General features: G+C 70.4%; 16 protein-coding genes and 1 riboswitch. Of the genes, 12 read left to right on the top strand and 4 right to left on the bottom strand.

Annotated elements, in window-relative coordinates; all coding sequences use genetic code 11:
* The first annotated feature begins 82 nt into the window (after positions 1-82).
* A complete protein-coding gene (locus WJM95_RS08370) occupies positions 83-1354 on the top strand; it encodes an Ig-like domain-containing protein (protein WP_339128937.1) in 1272 nt (423 codons plus the stop codon).
* A 58-nt stretch (positions 1355-1412) separates the two neighbouring features.
* Here the strand turns inward: WJM95_RS08370 and WJM95_RS08365 are convergent, their stop codons facing one another.
* Entirely contained in the window at positions 1413-1814 is a 402-nt protein-coding gene (locus WJM95_RS08365) for a hypothetical protein (protein ID WP_339128936.1), read from the bottom strand.
* Positions 1815-2016: 202 nt separating this feature from the next.
* Here WJM95_RS08365 and WJM95_RS08360 point away from each other — a divergent pair, with 202 nt between their 5' ends.
* From WJM95_RS08360 to WJM95_RS08335, 6 genes are all read left to right on the top strand, one after another.
* Positions 2017-2637, top strand: a complete 621-nt coding sequence (locus tag WJM95_RS08360; protein ID WP_339128935.1) for a heme-copper oxidase subunit III — start codon at positions 2017-2019, stop codon at positions 2635-2637.
* Between the two features lie 64 nt (positions 2638-2701).
* Positions 2702-3511, top strand: coding sequence for a cytochrome c (locus WJM95_RS08355; protein ID WP_339128934.1), 810 nt, complete (start codon positions 2702-2704; stop codon positions 3509-3511).
* The gene (locus WJM95_RS08350) at positions 3508-4578 is read left to right on the top strand and encodes a Rieske 2Fe-2S domain-containing protein (protein ID WP_339128933.1); all 1071 of its coding nucleotides are present in this window, start codon (positions 3508-3510) and stop codon (positions 4576-4578) included. The genes WJM95_RS08355 and WJM95_RS08350 overlap by 4 nt, the downstream gene beginning before the upstream one ends.
* Positions 4575-6215, top strand: coding sequence for a cytochrome bc complex cytochrome b subunit (locus WJM95_RS08345; protein ID WP_339128932.1), 1641 nt, complete (start codon positions 4575-4577; stop codon positions 6213-6215). Before WJM95_RS08350 ends, WJM95_RS08345 begins: the two co-directional genes overlap by 4 nt.
* A 183-nt stretch (positions 6216-6398) precedes the next feature.
* A complete protein-coding gene (gene trpD / locus WJM95_RS08340) occupies positions 6399-7463 on the top strand; it encodes an anthranilate phosphoribosyltransferase (RefSeq protein WP_339128931.1) in 1065 nt (354 codons plus the stop codon).
* Positions 7464-7561: 98 nt separating this feature from the next.
* Positions 7562-7678, top strand: a riboswitch (SAM riboswitch).
* A 186-nt stretch (positions 7679-7864) separates the two neighbouring features.
* Positions 7865-9226, top strand: a complete 1362-nt coding sequence (locus WJM95_RS08335; protein ID WP_339128930.1) for an aminotransferase class V-fold PLP-dependent enzyme — start codon at positions 7865-7867, stop codon at positions 9224-9226.
* 39 nt (positions 9227-9265) lie between these two features.
* Here WJM95_RS08335 and WJM95_RS08330 read toward each other — a convergent pair whose 3' ends face one another.
* Positions 9266-9547: an Lrp/AsnC ligand binding domain-containing protein gene (locus WJM95_RS08330; protein WP_339128929.1), complete on the bottom strand. Its 282-nt coding sequence runs from the start codon at positions 9545-9547 to the stop codon at positions 9266-9268.
* Between the two features lie 42 nt (positions 9548-9589).
* Positions 9590-10345, bottom strand: coding sequence for a rhomboid family intramembrane serine protease (locus WJM95_RS08325; RefSeq protein ID WP_339128928.1), 756 nt, complete (start codon positions 10343-10345; stop codon positions 9590-9592).
* A gap of 153 nt (positions 10346-10498) precedes the next feature.
* Between WJM95_RS08325 and WJM95_RS08320 the strand changes: the two genes are divergently transcribed.
* From WJM95_RS08320 to WJM95_RS08300, 5 genes are all read left to right on the top strand, one after another.
* The gene (locus tag WJM95_RS08320) at positions 10499-10738 is read left to right on the top strand and encodes a hypothetical protein (RefSeq protein WP_261706939.1); all 240 of its coding nucleotides are present in this window, start codon (positions 10499-10501) and stop codon (positions 10736-10738) included.
* A 35-nt stretch (positions 10739-10773) separates the two neighbouring features.
* Positions 10774-12123 carry an NYN domain-containing protein gene (locus WJM95_RS08315; protein WP_339128927.1) on the top strand — a complete coding sequence of 450 codons (1350 nt, stop codon included), beginning with the start codon at positions 10774-10776 and terminating at the stop codon, positions 12121-12123.
* Between the two features lie 387 nt (positions 12124-12510).
* The gene (locus WJM95_RS08310) at positions 12511-13542 is read left to right on the top strand and encodes an NlpC/P60 family protein (protein WP_339128926.1); all 1032 of its coding nucleotides are present in this window, start codon (positions 12511-12513) and stop codon (positions 13540-13542) included.
* A gap of 238 nt (positions 13543-13780) precedes the next feature.
* The gene (locus tag WJM95_RS08305; protein WP_339128925.1) at positions 13781-14803 is read left to right on the top strand and encodes an NlpC/P60 family protein; all 1023 of its coding nucleotides are present in this window, start codon (positions 13781-13783) and stop codon (positions 14801-14803) included.
* A gap of 75 nt (positions 14804-14878) precedes the next feature.
* A complete protein-coding gene (locus tag WJM95_RS08300; RefSeq protein ID WP_339128924.1) occupies positions 14879-16075 on the top strand; it encodes a hypothetical protein in 1197 nt (398 codons plus the stop codon).
* Between the two features lie 13 nt (positions 16076-16088).
* Here WJM95_RS08300 and WJM95_RS08295 read toward each other — a convergent pair whose 3' ends face one another.
* A complete protein-coding gene (locus WJM95_RS08295) occupies positions 16089-16613 on the bottom strand; it encodes a PadR family transcriptional regulator (RefSeq protein WP_339128923.1) in 525 nt (174 codons plus the stop codon).
* Positions 16614-16673 lie beyond the last annotated feature (60 nt).

Raw genomic sequence — 16673 nt, 5'->3', positions numbered from 1 at the left:
GCTCCCTCGTTTGCCGTGACTTCTGTCCCTCGCTCGGCTCACCCGGCGCGCCGTGCTTGACGAGCGTCCATAGCGTGGACTCATGAAGCACTCACCGCGAATCCGCACGGTCGTCAGCTGCACCACGCTGGTGGTCGCCCTCGGCGCCGGCTCCGCCGCCTGCGGCTCCGACGACCACCCGCTCTCGGCGAAGCCGTACGACGCGGCGGGACAGATCTCGTTCAAGGGCCTCTCCGAGGACAGCAAGAAGCAGACCCGGATCGACCCCGACAAGCCCCTGGAAATCACCTCCGAGAGTGACGGGGGGCGCATCACCGACGTGACCGCCACGGATGCCTCCGGACGCTATGTGGCGGGCGAACTGGCCGCGGACGGCAGTCGCTGGCACAGCACCTCGCCCCTCGCGGCGGGCACCCACTACACGGTCACGGTGAGCACCGAGGACGAGGACGGGTCGCCCGGCCGCAAGGTCATCGGCTTCGACACCAGCACGCCGAAGACCAAGAAGCTGCTGAACGTCGAGTTCGGGCCCAAAACCGGCAAGTACGGCGTAGGCCAGCCGATAACCGCCGAACTCAGCGCCCCCGTGAAGGACAAGGCGGCCCGTACGGTCGTCGAGCGCGCCCTCAGGGTCGACTCCACCCCCGCGGTGGACGGCTCCTGGTACTGGGTGGACGACAAGACGCTGCACTACCGCCCCAAGGAGTACTGGCCCGCCCACGCCACCGTGACGGCCCACAGCAACCTCGCCGGCATCAGGGTCGGCGACCGTCTCTGGGGCGGCGACGCCAAGCCCGTGAAGATCACCACAGGGGACAGCCTGGTCGCCCTGACCGACGCCGGCACCCACTCGATGACGGTCTACCGCAACGGCCAGGACATCAAGGAGATCCCCGTCACCACGGGCAAGCCCGGCTTCGACACGCGCAACGGCGTCAAGGTCGTACTCGGCAAGGAGTCCCTCGTACGGATGCGCGGTACCAGCATCGGTATCGCCGAGGGCAGTTCGGACTCCTACGACCTGGAGGTGCGCTACGCGACCCGGGTCACCTGGAGCGGCGAGTACGTCCACGCCGCGCCCTGGTCGACCGGCTCCCAGGGGTACGCCAACGTCAGCCACGGCTGCACCGGCATGAGCACCGAGAACGCCGAGTGGTTCTTCGACACGTTCAACGAGGGCGACATAGTCAAGGTCGTCAATTCCGAGGGCAAGACCATGGACACCTTCGGGAACGGCTACGGCGACTGGAACCTCGACTGGAAGAACTGGCGCGAGGGCAGCGCCCTGGCCGCCGGGTCCCCGGACGCCCCGAGCCCGGCCCAGCGCGCCAGACTGCGCCCCGAGAGCGTGTGAGACCCGCTCCCGGGAGCGAAGGAAGACGGCCGCGCCCCTGGCGGGGGGCGCGGCTCCCTCAGGCGCTCAGGAGGTTCCTGCGGCGCAGCAGGGAGGCCAGTGAGGCGGCGAACTCCACCGGGTCGACCGGCAGGGTCACCGCGGCGTCTGCGCGGCTCCAGGTGGCCAGCCAGGCGTCCTGGGGGCGGCCGATGAGCACCAGCGCGGGCGGGCAGTTGAAGATCTCGTCCTTGATCTGCCGGCAGACGCCCATGCCGCCCATCGGCACCGCCTCGCCGTCCAGCACACAGACGTCGATGCCGCCCTTGTCGAGTTCCCTGACGACGGCGGCCGGCGTCGCGCACTCGATGAACTCGACGAGGGGAACGTCCGGGGCGGGCCTGCGCCCGGTGGCGAGCCGCACCTGTGCGCGGGTGTTGGAGTCATCGCTGTAGACCAGCACCGTGGCGGTCGGCTGCATTCTTCCTCCGAGACGTCAGCGTCGTACGGACATCGTGCGATCGGGCTGATCGTCCCCGGCCCGATGCGCGGATGCTACTCCCTTGAACACCTCGTCAACACCGGTTCGGACACGGCTTCGATGGTCCATACGGGCTGGACACACCCGGTCAACACCCCGAACGGCACCCCCCGGCGTGAGGGCGGGATAAGCGACCGACATAATGTCGGTCGTGGCGACAGCAACGACAGTAGAAACCGGGCACGCGCACCCGTCGGTCAATCGGCCGAACCTCACCAGCGTCGGAACCATCATCTGGCTGAGTTCCGAGCTGATGTTCTTCGCGGCCCTCTTCGCGATGTACTTCACCCTGCGATCGGTGACCGGGCCGGATCACTGGAAGGAGATGGCGAGCCATCTCAACCTTCCGTTCTCGGCGACGAACACCACGATCCTGGTGCTCTCCTCCCTGACCTGCCAGCTCGGCGTGTTCGCCGCCGAGCGCGGGGACGTGAAGAAGCTCCGGATGTGGTTCATCGTCACCTTCATCATGGGTGCGATCTTCATCGGCGGTCAGGTCTTCGAGTACACCGAACTGGTCAAGAAGGACGGGCTCTCGCTCTCCTCCGACCCGTACGGCTCGGTGTTCTACCTGACCACCGGCTTCCACGGACTGCATGTGACGGGCGGACTCATCGCCTTCCTGCTGGTCCTCGGTCGCACCTACGCGGCTCGGAGGTTCACTCACGAGCAGGCGACCGCCGCCATCGTCGTGTCCTACTACTGGCACTTCGTCGATGTCGTCTGGATCGGCCTTTTCGCCACGATCTACCTGATCAAGTAATCGGGCCCACCGCCCGAAACATCCAGAAGCACCGACGCAGAAGATCCTGACACCGGGGTAATCCGTGAAAAAGCTCTCCGCACGACGACGCCATCCGCTGGCGGCGGTCGTCGTCCTACTCCTCGCGCTGGCGGCCACCGGGGGGCTGTACGCCGCGTTCGCACCCGCGGGCAAGGCGCAGGCCGATGAAACCTCCCAGTCCCTCGGTATCACCGAGGGCAAGAAGCTGTACTCCGTGGGCTGCGCAAGCTGCCACGGAACCGGCGGTCAGGGCAGCTCCGACGGGCCCAGCCTGGTGGGTGTGGGCGCCGCCGCGGTCGACTTCCAGGTCGGCACCGGCCGTATGCCGGCCCAGCAGCCGGGCGCTCAGATCCCGCGCAAGAAGGTCATCTACACCCAGGCCGAGATCGACCAGCTCGCGGCCTACATCGCCTCGCTCGGCGCCGGCCCCGCGATCCCGACCAAGAACCAGGTCAGCCCCGGCGGCGCGGACATCGCCAACGGCGGTGAACTCTTCCGCACCAACTGCGCCCAGTGTCACAACTTCACCGGCAAGGGCGGCGCGCTGACGCACGGCAAGTTCGCGCCGAGCCTGGAGGGTGTCGACCCGAAGCACATCTACGAGGCCATGCAGACGGGCCCGCAGAACATGCCGTCCTTCCCCGACACCACGCTGACGGAGAAGAACAAGCAGGACATCATCGCGTACCTCGACGCGGTCAACGGTGACGAAACCGAGAGCAACGGCGGACTCGAACTGGGCGGCCTCGGGCCGGTCAGCGAGGGCCTGTTCGGCTGGGTCTTCGGTCTCGGAACCCTGGTCGCCGTCGCCGTCTGGGTCGCCGCTCGGACCGCAAAGGCCAAGAAGTCATGAGTAGCCAAGACATTCCAGAAGAGAACGTGCCCGCTGAGCGGGCCTCCGACGACCACTCCGGTCACGGTCCGGTAGCCGTCGCGGACGAGCAGAACCCGTTCGCGGACCCGGGGCTGCCGCCCCACGAGCACCGCATCCAGGACATCGACGAGCGGGCCGCCAAGCGGTCCGAGCGCCTGGTCGCCATGCTGTTCGTGCTGTCGATGGTCGCGACCGTCGGCTTCATCGCCTCGTACGTGGCGATCCCGAACGACAAGTCGATCTTCGTGTTCCCGCTCGGGCACATCAGCGCGCTGAACTTCGCGCTGGGCATGTGCCTCGGTGTGGCGCTGTTCTCGATCGGCGCGGGCGCGGTCCACTGGGCCCGCACCCTGATGTCCGACGTGGAGATCGCCGACGAGCGTCACCCGATCGAGGCGGCGCCGGACGTCAAGGCCAAGGTCCTGGCCGACTTCAAGACGGGCGCCCAGGAATCCGCGCTCGGCCGCCGCAAGCTGATCCGCAACACGATGTTCGGCGCGCTGGCCCTGTTCCCGCTCTCCGGCGTCATGCTGCTGCGCGACCTCGGCCCGCTGCCCGGCACGAAGCTGCGCCACACGCGGTGGTCCAAGGGCAAGCTCCTCGTCAACATGAACACGAACGAGCCGCTGCGTCCCTCGGACGTGGCCGTCGGCTCGCTCACCTTCGCCAAGCCCGAGGGCCTGGAGCAGGACGACGAGGACTTCCAGAAGGAGATCGCCAAGGCGGCCCTGATGATCATTCGGCTCCAGCCGGACGACATCAAGGACAAGCAGGAACTCGAGTGGTCCTACCAGGGCATCGTGGCGTACTCGAAGATCTGCACCCACGTCGGCTGCCCGATCTCCCTGTACGAGCAGCAGACGCACCACGCGCTGTGCCCGTGCCACCAGTCCACCTTCGACCTCTCCGACGGTGCCCGAGTCATCTTCGGCCCGGCCGGTCACGCCCTGCCGCAGCTGCAGATCGGCGTGAACGCTGAGGGCTACCTCGAAGCGCTCAGCGACTTCAAGGAGCCCGTCGGTCCTGCATTCTGGGAGCGCGGATGAGCACTACCACCACCTCCGGCTCGCGCCCCTCGCGCGAGAAGGCACCCGCCGGTGAGCGGGTGGCCGACTGGGCCGACGGCCGTCTCGGGATCTACTCCCTGGCCAAGTCCAACATGCGCAAGATCTTCCCCGACCACTGGTCGTTCATGTTGGGTGAGGTCTGCCTCTACAGCTTCATCATCATCATCCTCACGGGTGTGTACCTGACGCTGTTCTTCCACCCGTCGATGAACGAGGTGGTCTACAACGGCAGCTACGTCCCGTTGCAGGGCCAGCTGATGTCCGAGGCGTTCAACTCGACCATGCACATCTCCTTCGATGTGCGCGGTGGTCTCCTGATCCGTCAGATCCACCACTGGGCCGCGCTGATCTTCCTCGCCGGCATGTTCGTGCACATGATGCGCGTGTTCTTCACGGGTGCGTTCCGCAAGCCGCGTGAGGTCAACTGGGTCTTCGGATTCCTGCTGTTCGTCCTCGGCATGTTCACCGGCTTCACCGGTTACTCGCTCCCGGACGACCTGCTCTCCGGCACCGGTGTCCGCTTCATGGAGGGCGCGGTCCTGTCCGTGCCGATCGTGGGCACGTACCTGTCGTTCTTCCTGTTCGGCGGCGAGTTCCCGGGCGGCGACTTCGTGGCCCGCTTCTACTCGGTGCACGTGCTGCTGCTGCCGGGCATCATGCTCGGCCTGGTCGTCGGCCACCTGATCCTGGTCTTCTACCACAAGCACACGCAGTTCGCGGGCCCCGGCAAGACCAACGAGAACGTCGTCGGCATGCCGCTGCTGCCCGTCTACATGGCCAAGGCCGGAGGCTTCTTCTTCCTGGTCTTCGGTGTCATCGCGGCCATCGCGGCGATCGCCTCGATCAACCCGATCTGGGCCATGGGTCCCTACCGTCCCGACATGGTGTCCACGGGCGCCCAGCCCGACTGGTACATGGGCTTCTCCGAGGGCCTGATCCGTGTCATGCCGGGCTGGGAGATCAACCTCTGGGGCCACACGCTCGTCCTGGGCGTGTTCATCCCGCTGGTGATCTTCCCGCTGGTCCTGGTCGCGATCGCGGTCTACCCGTTCATCGAGTCCTGGGTCACCGGCGACAAGCGCGAGCACCACATCCTGGACCGCCCGCGCAACGTCCCGACCCGGACCGCGTTCGGTGCCGCCTGGATCAGCTGGTACTTCGTCCTGCTCGTCGGCGGCGGCAACGACATCTGGGCCACGCACTTCCACCTGGCGATCAACTCGATCACCTGGTTCGTGCGCATCGCCTTCTTCGTCGTGCCGGTGCTCACCTTCATCGCCACCAAGCGGATCTGCCTCGGCCTCCAGCGCCGGGACCGGGACAAGGTGCTGCACGGCCGCGAGTCGGGCATCATCAAGCGCCTGCCGCACGGTGAGTTCATCGAGGTCCACGAGCCGCTCAGCCAGGACGCGCTGCACACGCTCACCGCGCACGAGCAGTACAAGCCGGCCGAGATCGGCCCGACGGTCGACGAGAACGGTGTCGAGCGCAAGGTCTCGGGTGCGCAGAAGCTGCGCGCCAAGATGAGCAAGGGCTTCTACGGGGAGGAAGGCCAGATCCCCAAGCCCACCGTCGAGGAGTACAAGGAGATCACGAGCGGCCACGGCCACCACTGATCCCCGGCAGTTCGCCACGGCAGGAGCCCCGTCCGCGCAGCGGACGGGGCTCTTCGCCGTCCCGCGGCTGGATAGGGTGGACTCACCCGGTGCCGCGGGGTGAGTTCATCCCGTGCCACCCACGACCGTGTCACCGGCGCCGTCCCATCCGCGACCGCGTGACCTACGAACCCAGGAGCGACCATGAGCGCTGTGAACCCCGCTGGAGGCGACACCGCGGCGGGCCGTTCCTGGCCCGCGGTACTGAACGGACTGCTCGAAGGCCGCGACCAGAGCGCGGACGACACGGCCTGGGCGATGGACCGCATCATGCGCGGCGAGGCGACCGACGCGCAGATCGCCGGGTTCGTGGTGGCCCTGCGGGCCAAGGGCGAGACCGTCCAGGAGATCGTCGGACTCGTCCGGGCGATGTACGAGCACGCCAATGTGATCGAGGTGCCCGGGCACACGGTCGACATCGTCGGAACGGGCGGCGACGGCGCGAAGACCGTCAACATCTCCACGATGTCCTCGATCGTGGTGGCCGGCACCGGCGCCAAGGTGGTCAAGCACGGCAACCGGGCCGCGTCCTCCGCGTCCGGCTCTTCGGACGTGCTGGAGAAGCTCGGCGTCAACCTCCAACTGCCCGTGAAGCGGGTGGCCGAGGTGGCCGAGGAGGCCGGGATCACCTTCTGCTTCGCGGTCAAGTTCCACCCGGCGCTGCGTCATGTGGCGGCGGCCCGCGGCCAGTTGGGCATCCGGACCACCTTCAACGTGCTCGGACCGCTGACCAATCCGGCGCGGGTGAAGGCTCAGGCGGTCGGTGTCGCCGATCTCCGGATGGCGCCCATCGTGGCGGGCGTATTCGCCGAGCGCGGCAACTCCTCGCTGGTCTTCCGTGGCGACGACGGCCTCGACGAGCTGACCACGACCGGGGGCTCCCACGTGTGGGTCGTCCGCGACGGCAGGGTCACCGAGGAGCGTTTCGACCCGCGTGACGTCGGGCTCGACATCGTCCCGGTGGAGGCGCTGCGCGGCGCCGACGCCTCGTACAACGCGGAGGTCGCCCGGCGCCTGCTGGACGGCGAGCAGGGGGCCGTACGGGACGCGGTCCTGCTGAACTCGGCGGCGGCCCTGGTGGCCCTGTCACCGACCGGGGAGCCGCTCGCCGGGCAGCTCCGCGACCAGATGGACCGGGCGGCCGAGTCGATCGACTCGGGCGCCGCCAGGCGCACCCTGGAGCGCTGGGTGGCCGCCAGCAACGCCTGATCCCCGCATCGGAGCCACGCGGGATCCCGCGCGGGACGCAGTCCGGATCCTGGACTGCGTCTTGCGCGGGGAAGATCCTCTGGCAAGATGCTGTACCAGGTCATGAGTGACAGCCATCAGGCCCCGGCCGGCTGTCCGGCAACCCTCCGTCCGTGGCGGGGTGCCCCGGGTGAAGACCAGGTCGTAGGCAGCGAGGCCTACGGCAAGCGCGGACCCCTCCCGCTCTCCGGGCGGACCACCAGGGGTCCTGGTCGTTCGAGGGAGCCTTCTGTGAGCAAGCGAATGCGCTAGGGCGCCGAGCCCCGCCTCCGCACACCCTTTTCACCTCCTCCCGCGCTGAGCGCCGCCCTCCGGCGGCCGGCTCGCGCGGTGATCCCGCCTGCCTCTCACAGGAGCTCGCCATGTCTGTCTCCACCGTTGCCGCCGACCAGAGTGTTTGTGCCCCGCTGCCCGTTCTGGGCCGGGATGTCACCGTCCCCCTCGTCACCGGAGGCGAGGTGACCTACGCGGCCCTCGACTACGCCGCCAGCGCGCCCGCCCTCCAGCGGGTGTGGGACGACGTGGCCGCGTACGCGCCCTACTACGGCAGCGTCCACCGGGGCGCCGGCTACCTCTCGCAGCTGTCCACCGACCTCTTCGAGAACGCCCGCAGGACCGTCGAGGAGTTCCTCGACTGCCGCGCCGACGACCAGGTCGTCTTCACCCGCTCCACCACCGACTCGCTCAACCTGCTCGCCGCGGCCCTGCCGGCCGACTGCCAGGTCTTCGTCTTCGAGACCGAGCACCACGCCTCGCTGCTGCCCTGGCGCGACGCCCGGGTGACGTACCTGAACGCCCCGCGCACCCCGGGCGAGGCCGTCGACACCCTGGAGCGTGCCCTCGCCGCCCGTGACCCCTACGGACCGGCCCTGGTCTGCGTCACCGGCGCCTCGAACGTCACCGGGGAGCTGTGGCCCGTGCGGGAACTGGCCGCCGCCGCGCACGCCCACGGCGCCCGGATCGTCCTCGACGCCGCCCAGCTCGCCCCGCACCACCCGGTGTCGGTCCAGGACCTCGACGTCGACTGGGTCGCCTTCTCCGGGCACAAGCTGTACGCGCCCTTCGGCTCCGGTGTCCTCGCCGGCCGCTCCGACTGGCTGCGCGAGGCCGACCCCTACCTCGCGGGCGGCGGCGCCAGCCGCAAGGTCACCCGGCGCGCGGACGGCGGCGTGGACGTGGAGTGGCACGACAGCGCCGCCCGCCACGAGGCCGGCTCGCCGAACGTCATCGGCGCCTACTCGATCGCGTCCGCGTGCAAGGCGCTCACCGAGGAGGGCTTCGACAACCTGCTCGCCCGTGAGCGGCACCTGATCCGCACCGTTCGCGCGGGCCTCGCCGAGGTCCCCGAGGTCCGGGTCCTCTCCCTGTTCGGCGACGACGCCCCGCGGGTCGGCGTCATCTCCTTCGTCGTCGAGGGCTGGAACAGTTCGCACTTCGCGGCCGCGCTCTCCGCCGAGTACGGCATCGGAGTGCGCGACGGCCTGTTCTGCGCCCACCCGCTCGTCCGCACGCTGCTCGGCAGCGCCCCGGAGACCCAGGGGGAGTGCGGGGCCCCCGAGGCGGCCCCCGGCGAGAAGTCCCTCAACGCGATCCGCGTCAGCTTCGGGGCCGGCACCCCGGACGAGCACGTCGAGCGGTTCGTCCGCGCCGTGCGCGAGCTGGTCCGTGACGGCGCGCGCTGGCAGTACCGCACCGAGGGCGGCCGCTGCGTCCCCGCGGTCTGACACCGGGGACAGCCCCGCCCGGAGGCGGCGCCGCGTCGGTCAGGAGTCGAGACCGATCGCGAACGCCGCCTCCAGGTCGTGCTGGGAGTACGTGCGGAACGCCACGTGCGTGTCCGTCGCCTCGACGCCGGGGATCTTGCTGATCCGGCCGGGGATGACGTCCGCCAGGTCGTCGTGGGCGTGGACCCGGACCATGGCGATCAGGTCGTAGGTGCCGGTGACGGAGAAGACCTCGCTGACGCTCTCCAGCGACGCGATCGACTCGGCGATCTCGGGGATCCGGTCCACGCTGGTCTTGATGAGGACGATCGCGGTGATCACGGCTGGTTCTCTCCCTAGGGGGCCGCTGCTGGGGATCTCACCCTACTCGCGGTCCACGGGACCCGGCCGCTCCACCGGGGGCCCCGGCAGCACCCCGAGGGAGGGCACGACCGCCGGGCGGCGGCGGAACCGCGCCCAGGCGTAGACGAATCCCAGGGTGAAGCCCACGAGGTGGGCCAGATACGCCACCCCGGGGCCCGAGGAGCTGCGGCCCGCGGCCAGCCATTGCAGGGTGAACCAGAACGGCAGCACCACCCAGGCAGGGAACCGCAGCGGCAGGAAGAACAGGAACGGGAAGAGACTGGTCACCCTGGCCCTGGGGAACAGGTACAGGAACGCGCCGAGCACCGCGGAGATCGCCCCGGAGGCCCCGACCAGGGACTGCTGGGAGGTCGCGTTGGCGGCCGCGTACCCGAGCAGGGCCAGATACCCGCAGCCCAGGTAGAAGAGGGCGAACTCCAGGTGTCCCATGCGCTCCTCGGTCATCAGCCCGAAGACGTAGAAGAAGAGCATGTTGCCCAGGAGATGGAGCCAGCTGCCGTGGATGAACAGGGCGGTCGCGGGGGTCAACGCCTCGCCCGGCGCCCCGCCGAACAGACCGGCCGGCACCACGCCCCAGCGGCGGAAGTACGCCCGCTGCGCGACCAGCAGCTCGTCCCCGGTGCCGTACGCGGGATCGAGGCCCGAGGCGGGACCGATCACGAAGATCAGGCAGCACAGGACGATCAGCCCGTACGTCACCGGCGCCGACCGGCCCCTCAGCGCCCTTCCGACCGTCGCACTCCAATTGCCGATCATGGTGCAGAGCATGACGTAACAGGACCGATGGGTACGGACCGCCTCGCCGCCGTGGACACCCGAGCGTCGAGTACCCGCCAGGCCGTAGGGTTACGAGCCATAGCACCGGGAAAACCGGCGCCGGACGGACACTAGAAGGAAAGCGGCTGCCCTATGACGGTTCCCCTGCCCGACGCGAAGACCCGCTGGCGCTGTGCCCTCTGCGGCAACCTCACGCGTTTCGACGTGACCCGCTCGTCGAAGGTCGTCGAGTATGTGCACCTGGACCTGGCCGGTGAGCCCAAGGTCGAGGAGCGCGAGGTAGTCAGTGAGACCATCGAGTCGGTGCGGTGCCGCTGGTGCAACGCGGTGGATCAGGTCGAACTCGTGGACAGGCCGGGCGCCGGCTCCTGAGGGAGCGGGCCCCGCACGGATATTGGGGTGAACGGATGGTGGAGACCACAGGCGGGGAGCCGGACGACGGCACCGCCGAGGTGCTCGACCGTCCGCTGCCCGACGGCGTGCGCCGACGGGTCGTGCAGATCGTCTCGGACGGCTTCGGCGGACTGACGGTGTCCGAACTGCCCGTGCAGTTGCGGCAGTACGCCCGATTCGCTCCGAATCGTCGTGCCAAGTTCGCCGGCAACGCGATGGCGGCGGCGCTGGAGACCGACCCGCTGTTCAGACAGCGGATCGCCGAGAAGCTGAGAGAGGCCCAGCCCGAGATCGTCGGCGCTCTCGACTCGGGCGCGCCGCCCCCGGCCGCGGATCCGCTGGACGTGGCGGCCGCGGCCTACGTCGTGCGCCCCGCGGGCTGGGTGAAGCTCGTGACCGCCGCCGGTGAGGAGGCCCTGCGGGCGGACGCCGAGCGCGCCGACGAGGAGAGCCGCGCCGAGCTCGACCGGCTGCGCGCGGAGCTCGCGGAGGCCCGCGGGCAGACGCGCTCCGAGACCGAACGGCTGCGCGTGGAGCTGGAGTCGGCCCGCAGGGAAGCGGAATCGCTTCACCGTAAGCTGCGCGGGGCCCTCAGCGACGTCAAGCGCGGCGAGGCGGCCCTGCGCAAGCTCCAGGCCGAGGCGGAGGGGGCGAAGGCGGAGAGCCAGACCCAGGTCTCCGCTGCCGAGAGTGAGACGCGGCGGCTCAAGGCGCGTCTGGCGGAGGCCGAGGCGGCCCTCGAGGCCACCCGCAAGGCCGCCCGCGAAGGGCGCAGCGTCGAGGACATGCGGGTGCGGCTGCTGCTCGACACGGTCCTGGAGGCGACCCAGGGGCTGCGCCGGGAACTGGCGCTGCCCCCCGTCTCCGTGCGGCCCGCCGAGACGGTCGAAGCGGTCGAACCGGGACGGATGACCCCGAAGGACATCGCCACCCGAGCGCTGTCCGAGAACGACCCCGCGATCCTGGACCAGTTGCTCGCGCTGCCGCAGGCGCACCTGGTCGTCGACGGCTACAACGTCACCAAGACCGGCTATCCCCAGATGCCGCTGGAGAAGCAGCGGCTGCGGCTGCTCGGCCAGCTCTCGCAACTGGCCGCGCAGACCGGCGCCGAGGTCACCTGTGTCTTCGACGGGGCCGAACTGGCCGCACCGGTGCTGCTCGCGCCCCCGCGCGGGGTGCGGGTGCTCTTCTCCAAGCCCGGTGTCACGGCGGACGAGCTGATCCGCCAACTGGTGCGCGCCGAGCCACCGGGGCGGCCGGTGATCGTCGTCTCGACCGACCGCGAGGTGGCCGACGGGATCGCGAAGGCGGGCGCCCGCCCGGTGGCGTCCGCGGTGCTCCTCAAGCGTTTCTCGCGCGGCTGAGCGACTCCTCTCCCGCGCGGCTCGGCGACCCCCTCCGGCGCGCTCCCTTGACTCCCGTTTCCCCGCGTTCCCGCGCGTCCGGCGATCCGCGGCCTAAGTCGCATGGGCCACGTACGCACCATGCGTAACGTCTGGGCCCGATGCCCGAATTGGTCCCATCTTCACGCGACGTAGTGTCAAGCGAACATCACTGCTGGTGAGTTGATGGCAAAGAATGCGCTCCGTGACAAAGAATTTTCAGGTTTGGATTTGAACTGATCACAAGTAGGTCACTAGGGTCGTGCCTCGAACCTCCAACAGGGTGATCACTCATGGGGAGTGACGGTGGAGGGGCACCGCCCGTCGGCGTTTTCGGCAGGCGGCTGGAGGAAGAAGGAGCTCGCCTTCGTGGCGTCCCACCGTCGACCCAAGCAGCCGAGCCGCACCCGTGTGACCGTGCTCACCACCGCCGCCGCTGCCGCCGTTGTGCTCAGTGCCAACGCGGCCAACGCGGCCCCGTCCGAGAAGCCCAACAAGGACGAGGTCAAGACCAAGGTCGACAAGCTCTACCAGGAGGCCGAGCAGGCCACGGAGAAGCTCGACGGCGCCAAGGAGAAGCAGCAGAAGCTCCAGAAGGAGATCAGCGCTCTCCAGGACAACGTCGCCCGCGGCCAGGAGGCTCTGAACGAGCTCCGCGACGGCCTCGGTTCGATGGCCAGCGCCCAGTACCGCACCGGCGGCATCGACCCCTCCGTCGCGCTCTTCCTCTCCTCCAACCCGGACGACTTCCTGGACAAGGCCTCGGCCATGGACCAGCTGAGCGCCCAGCAGGTCGAGTCGCTCAAGAAGGTCCAGGAGAAGCAGCGCTCCCTCGCCCAGCAGCGCGCCGAGGCCTCCGCGAAGCTCAAGGACCTCGCCGACACCCGGGCCGAGCTCGCCAGGAAGAAGCAGGAAGTCCAGAGCAAGCTGGGCTCCGCGCAGAAGCTCCTCAACTCCCTGACGGCGCAGGAGAAGGCCGCCCTCGCCTCCCAGGAGCAGGAGCGGGCGACCCGCGCCAGCCAGCGCGTCGACCTCGGCAACAGCAAGGGCTCGGGCCGCGCCGGCGCCGCGTTCGCCGCCGCCCAGAGCGTGATCGGCTCCCCGTACGTCTACGGCGCCTCCGGCCCCAGCTCGTTCGACTGCTCGGGCCTCACCTCCTGGGCCTACGCCCAGGCCGGCGTGACCATACCCCGGACCTCGGAGGCCCAGGCCAACGCGGGCACCCGGATCTACTCGCAGAGCGACCTCCAGGTCGGCGACCTGGTCATCTTCTACGGCGACCAGCACCACGTCGGCCTCTACGCGGGCAACGGCCAGGTGCTGCACGCCCCGCACACCGGCGCGGTCGTCCGCTACGAGTCGATCGCCAACATGCCCTTCCAGTTCGGCGTCCGGATCTGATCCGAAGCGGCGGGCCCGGCTCCGGTGCCCGCCCGTGGCGCACTTCCGCCGTTCCGCCCAAACGGGCGAATTGCGACAACTCGCGCTGACCCCACGCCCCGTCGGTGACCTGCGTCTCCGGCGGGGCGTCACTGTGCGTGCCCGCGAGGGTCTTTGGCCGACGCGTGGTCGCGCGGTTACTGTCTGCCGCGTTCCCCCGACGGTGGGGGACCGTCAGCGGAAGGGAGTGCGGCCACCCGTGGGGTTCCATCGCCGCCTTGCACCGACCGGCTTCGACCGGGGCGCCGGTGCCTTCGGAGTCGCGGCCTGCGTGATGTCCGCGGCGGCCGCCGCGCTCGGTACCCTGCCCGCCTCCGCGGCGCCGCGGGGCGACGCCCGGGCCGAGGTGGACCGCCTCTACGCCCAGGCGGAGAAGGCCACCGACGCGTACAACGCGGCCGACGAGCGCGGTGACGCGCTGCGCCGGCAGATCGGCACGGCGCAGGACGAGATCGCCCGGCAGCAGGACCGTGTCAACGCCATGCGGGACGAGCTGGGTTCGCTCGCCGGGGCGCAGTACCGCTCCGGCGGCCTCGACCCCTCCCTCGCGCTGCTCTTCTCCTCCGACCCGGACGACTACCTCGACAAGGCCACCGCGCTCGACCGGATCAGCACCCGCCAGGCGGGCGAACTCAGGGACCTCCGGCTCGCGTTGCGCGACCTGACCCAGGAACGCGAGGAGGCCCACGGGAAACTCGCCGAACTGGAGCGCAGCCGCACGGCGGTGGCCCGGAACAAGCGGGTCGTCGAGGGCAAACTGGCCAAGGCGCGGCAGCTGCTGGCCGCGCTGCCGTACGCCGACCGCGCCGCCTACGGCCGGGCGTCGCGCTCGGTCCGGGCCGACCTGCCGGGGTTCGGCGACTCCGTCGCCTCCTCCTCGCGCGCGGCCGTCGCCGTCGCGGCGGCCCGCTCGGCACTCGGCCGCCCCTATGTGTGGGGCGCCAACGGACCCGGCGGCTTCGACTGTTCGGGCCTCATGCAGTGGTCCTACGCGCACGCGGGAGTCGGCCTGCCGCGCACCTCGCAGGCCCAGCGGTTCGCCGGCCGGCGGATCCCGCTCTCCCAGGCGCGTCCCGGTGACCTGGTCACCTACCGGTCCGACGCCAGCCATGTCGGGATGTACGTGGGCAACGGCCAGGTGATCCACGCGCCCTATCCGGGTGCCCCGGTGCGCTACGACCCGGTCGGCATGATGCCGATCTCGTCCGTCACCCGCGTCTGACGACCGCGGACCGGCCGCCGCACGGGCCGGGCGAGCGGTCCGGCGGGCGGGCACGGGCACCGTACGATCGGGAGAATGGCTGGTCGAAGGTGTGCGTCGGGAGCGGTGCTCTCCGTGGTGCTGCTGCTCGCCGGGCTCGTCGGCTGCGGCGGACGGACCGCGCCGGACACCGCGGCGGCCGATGTGCAGCGGGTCCTCGACCGGCGGGCGGCCGCGGTCCTGGACCGGGACGAGGCGGCCTTCCGGGCCACCGGCACCGCGGCCGGCGCCGGGACGGGCCTCGCGAACCTGCGGGACGTGCCGCTGGCGGGCTGGTCCTACCGTCTGGCCGGCCTGAGCCGCACCGGTGACCGCGCCACGGCCCGGGCCGAACTGAGCTACCGCATCGACGGCTACGACACCGCGCCCGTCAAGGTGGACCGCCAGCTCGGGCTCACCCGAACCGGCGGAACCTGGCGCGTCACCTCCGACAGGCCGGCCGGCAAGGGCGGCGACCAGTTGTGGGACGAGGGTGCCGTGACGGCCGTACGGGGTGCGCACAGCCTCGTCCTGGGGGTCGGGCAGTCCGGTGAGCGGCTGCGTTCCTTCGCGTCGCTCGCGGACCGTGCCGTACCGGCCGTGTCGGACGCCTGGGGCACCGACTGGTCCCGGCACGTCGTCGTCCTCGTACCGAAGTCCCTGGAGGGCATGGCGGGGCTGCTCGGGGCCCCGGCGTCCGGGTACCGGGGGATCGCCGCGGTCACCACCGGGGAGGCCGGGGGCTCGGCGAAGGCGCCCGCGGACCGGATCATCGTCAACCCGGACGCGTACGGCGTCCTGGGCGACCTGGGCAAGCAGGTCGTGCTGACGCACGAGACCACGCACGTCGCCACCCGCGCCCACACCACGGCCGCCACCCCGCTGTGGCTCTCCGAGGGGTACGCGGACTGGGTCGGCTACCGCGGCAGCGGGCGGACGCCCGGGCAGGTCGCGCCGGAGCTGGAGCGCGCGGTGGCCGCAGGCCAGGTCCCGTCGGCGCTGCCCGACGACCGCGACTTCGGGTTCACCGCGGACGCGGGCGCGCTGGCGCGGGCCTACGAGGGCGGCTGGATGGCCTGCCGGCTGATCGCGGACCGCTGGGGCGAGGCCCGGCTGAACGACTTCTACCGCGCGGTGGGCGACCACGGGCAGCGCGCGGGGGCGGTCGAGGGCGCGCTGCGGGACGTGCTGCACACGACGCCGGAGGAGTTCACCCGGCTGTGGCAGAGCTATCTGAGGGAGCAACTGGGCTGACGCGTACGGCCGTTCACGCTTCGAGCAGCTCGATGGCCTCCGCGAGCCAGGCGCGCTCGGCCGTGCCCGTGGCCCGCGCCACCCGGAGCATGCCCTGCCGGAACAGATCGCCCGCCTGCTCCGCGCGCACGGGCTCGCCGTCCTCGTAGAAGAAGCTCGTCGGGGCCAGGAGGAACTCCTGGCGGCGACGCAGCACCGCGGCCTGCTCGCGCGGGTCGCCGAGGTGCCGCAGGAACGACAGCAGGGTGTTGAAGCGGACCTGGTCGGTGATCTCTGCCTGCTTGGGGTGGCGCAGCCGCTCCAGGAGGTCCGCGCGCCCCGTGTCGGTGAGCGACAGGATGCGCCGGGGGGCCGCGCCGCTGCCGGGCTCGGTGTGCTGGTCGAGCAGGCCCGCGTCGACCAGGCGGGTGATCGCCGGGTACAGCGCGCCGTCGCTGACCGGCCGGACGTGGCCGCTGAGCGCCTTGATGCGCTCCTTCAGCTCGTAGCCGTGCAGGGGCTCCTCGTACAGGAAGCCCAGGATCGACAGCTCCAGCATCCGGCGGTCCCTTCCCTCGTGGGCGCCCCGGGCGGTCGGCACTGCGGATGCTTGCCGGGG

Origin of the sequence: Streptomyces sp. f51 (genome assembly GCF_037940415.1) — a bacterium.
GTDB lineage: Bacteria > Actinomycetota > Actinomycetes > Streptomycetales > Streptomycetaceae > Streptomyces.
The sequence above is the reverse complement of the archived record's forward strand: the minus strand, read 5'-3'. Positions and strand labels throughout refer to the sequence as shown.

Excerpts from the sequence above, each read along its gene's own strand:
- WJM95_RS08370 (WP_339128937.1), top strand. The coding sequence starts at position 83 with ATGAAGCACTCACCGCGAATCCGCACGGTCGTCAGCTGCACCACGCTG.
- WJM95_RS08365 (WP_339128936.1), bottom strand. The coding sequence starts at position 1,814 with ATGCAGCCGACCGCCACGGTGCTGGTCTACAGCGATGACTCCAACACC.
- WJM95_RS08360 (WP_339128935.1), top strand. The coding sequence starts at position 2,017 with ATGTCGGTCGTGGCGACAGCAACGACAGTAGAAACCGGGCACGCGCAC.
- WJM95_RS08350 (WP_339128933.1), top strand. The coding sequence starts at position 3,508 with ATGAGTAGCCAAGACATTCCAGAAGAGAACGTGCCCGCTGAGCGGGCC.
- WJM95_RS08345 (WP_339128932.1), top strand. The coding sequence starts at position 4,575 with ATGAGCACTACCACCACCTCCGGCTCGCGCCCCTCGCGCGAGAAGGCA.
- trpD (WP_339128931.1), top strand. The coding sequence starts at position 6,399 with ATGAGCGCTGTGAACCCCGCTGGAGGCGACACCGCGGCGGGCCGTTCC.
- WJM95_RS08335 (WP_339128930.1), top strand. The coding sequence starts at position 7,865 with ATGTCTGTCTCCACCGTTGCCGCCGACCAGAGTGTTTGTGCCCCGCTG.
- WJM95_RS08325 (WP_339128928.1), bottom strand. The coding sequence starts at position 10,345 with ATGATCGGCAATTGGAGTGCGACGGTCGGAAGGGCGCTGAGGGGCCGG.
- WJM95_RS08320 (WP_261706939.1), top strand. The coding sequence starts at position 10,499 with ATGACGGTTCCCCTGCCCGACGCGAAGACCCGCTGGCGCTGTGCCCTC.
- WJM95_RS08315 (WP_339128927.1), top strand. The coding sequence starts at position 10,774 with ATGGTGGAGACCACAGGCGGGGAGCCGGACGACGGCACCGCCGAGGTG.
- WJM95_RS08300 (WP_339128924.1), top strand. The coding sequence starts at position 14,879 with ATGGCTGGTCGAAGGTGTGCGTCGGGAGCGGTGCTCTCCGTGGTGCTG.
- WJM95_RS08295 (WP_339128923.1), bottom strand. The coding sequence starts at position 16,613 with ATGCTGGAGCTGTCGATCCTGGGCTTCCTGTACGAGGAGCCCCTGCAC.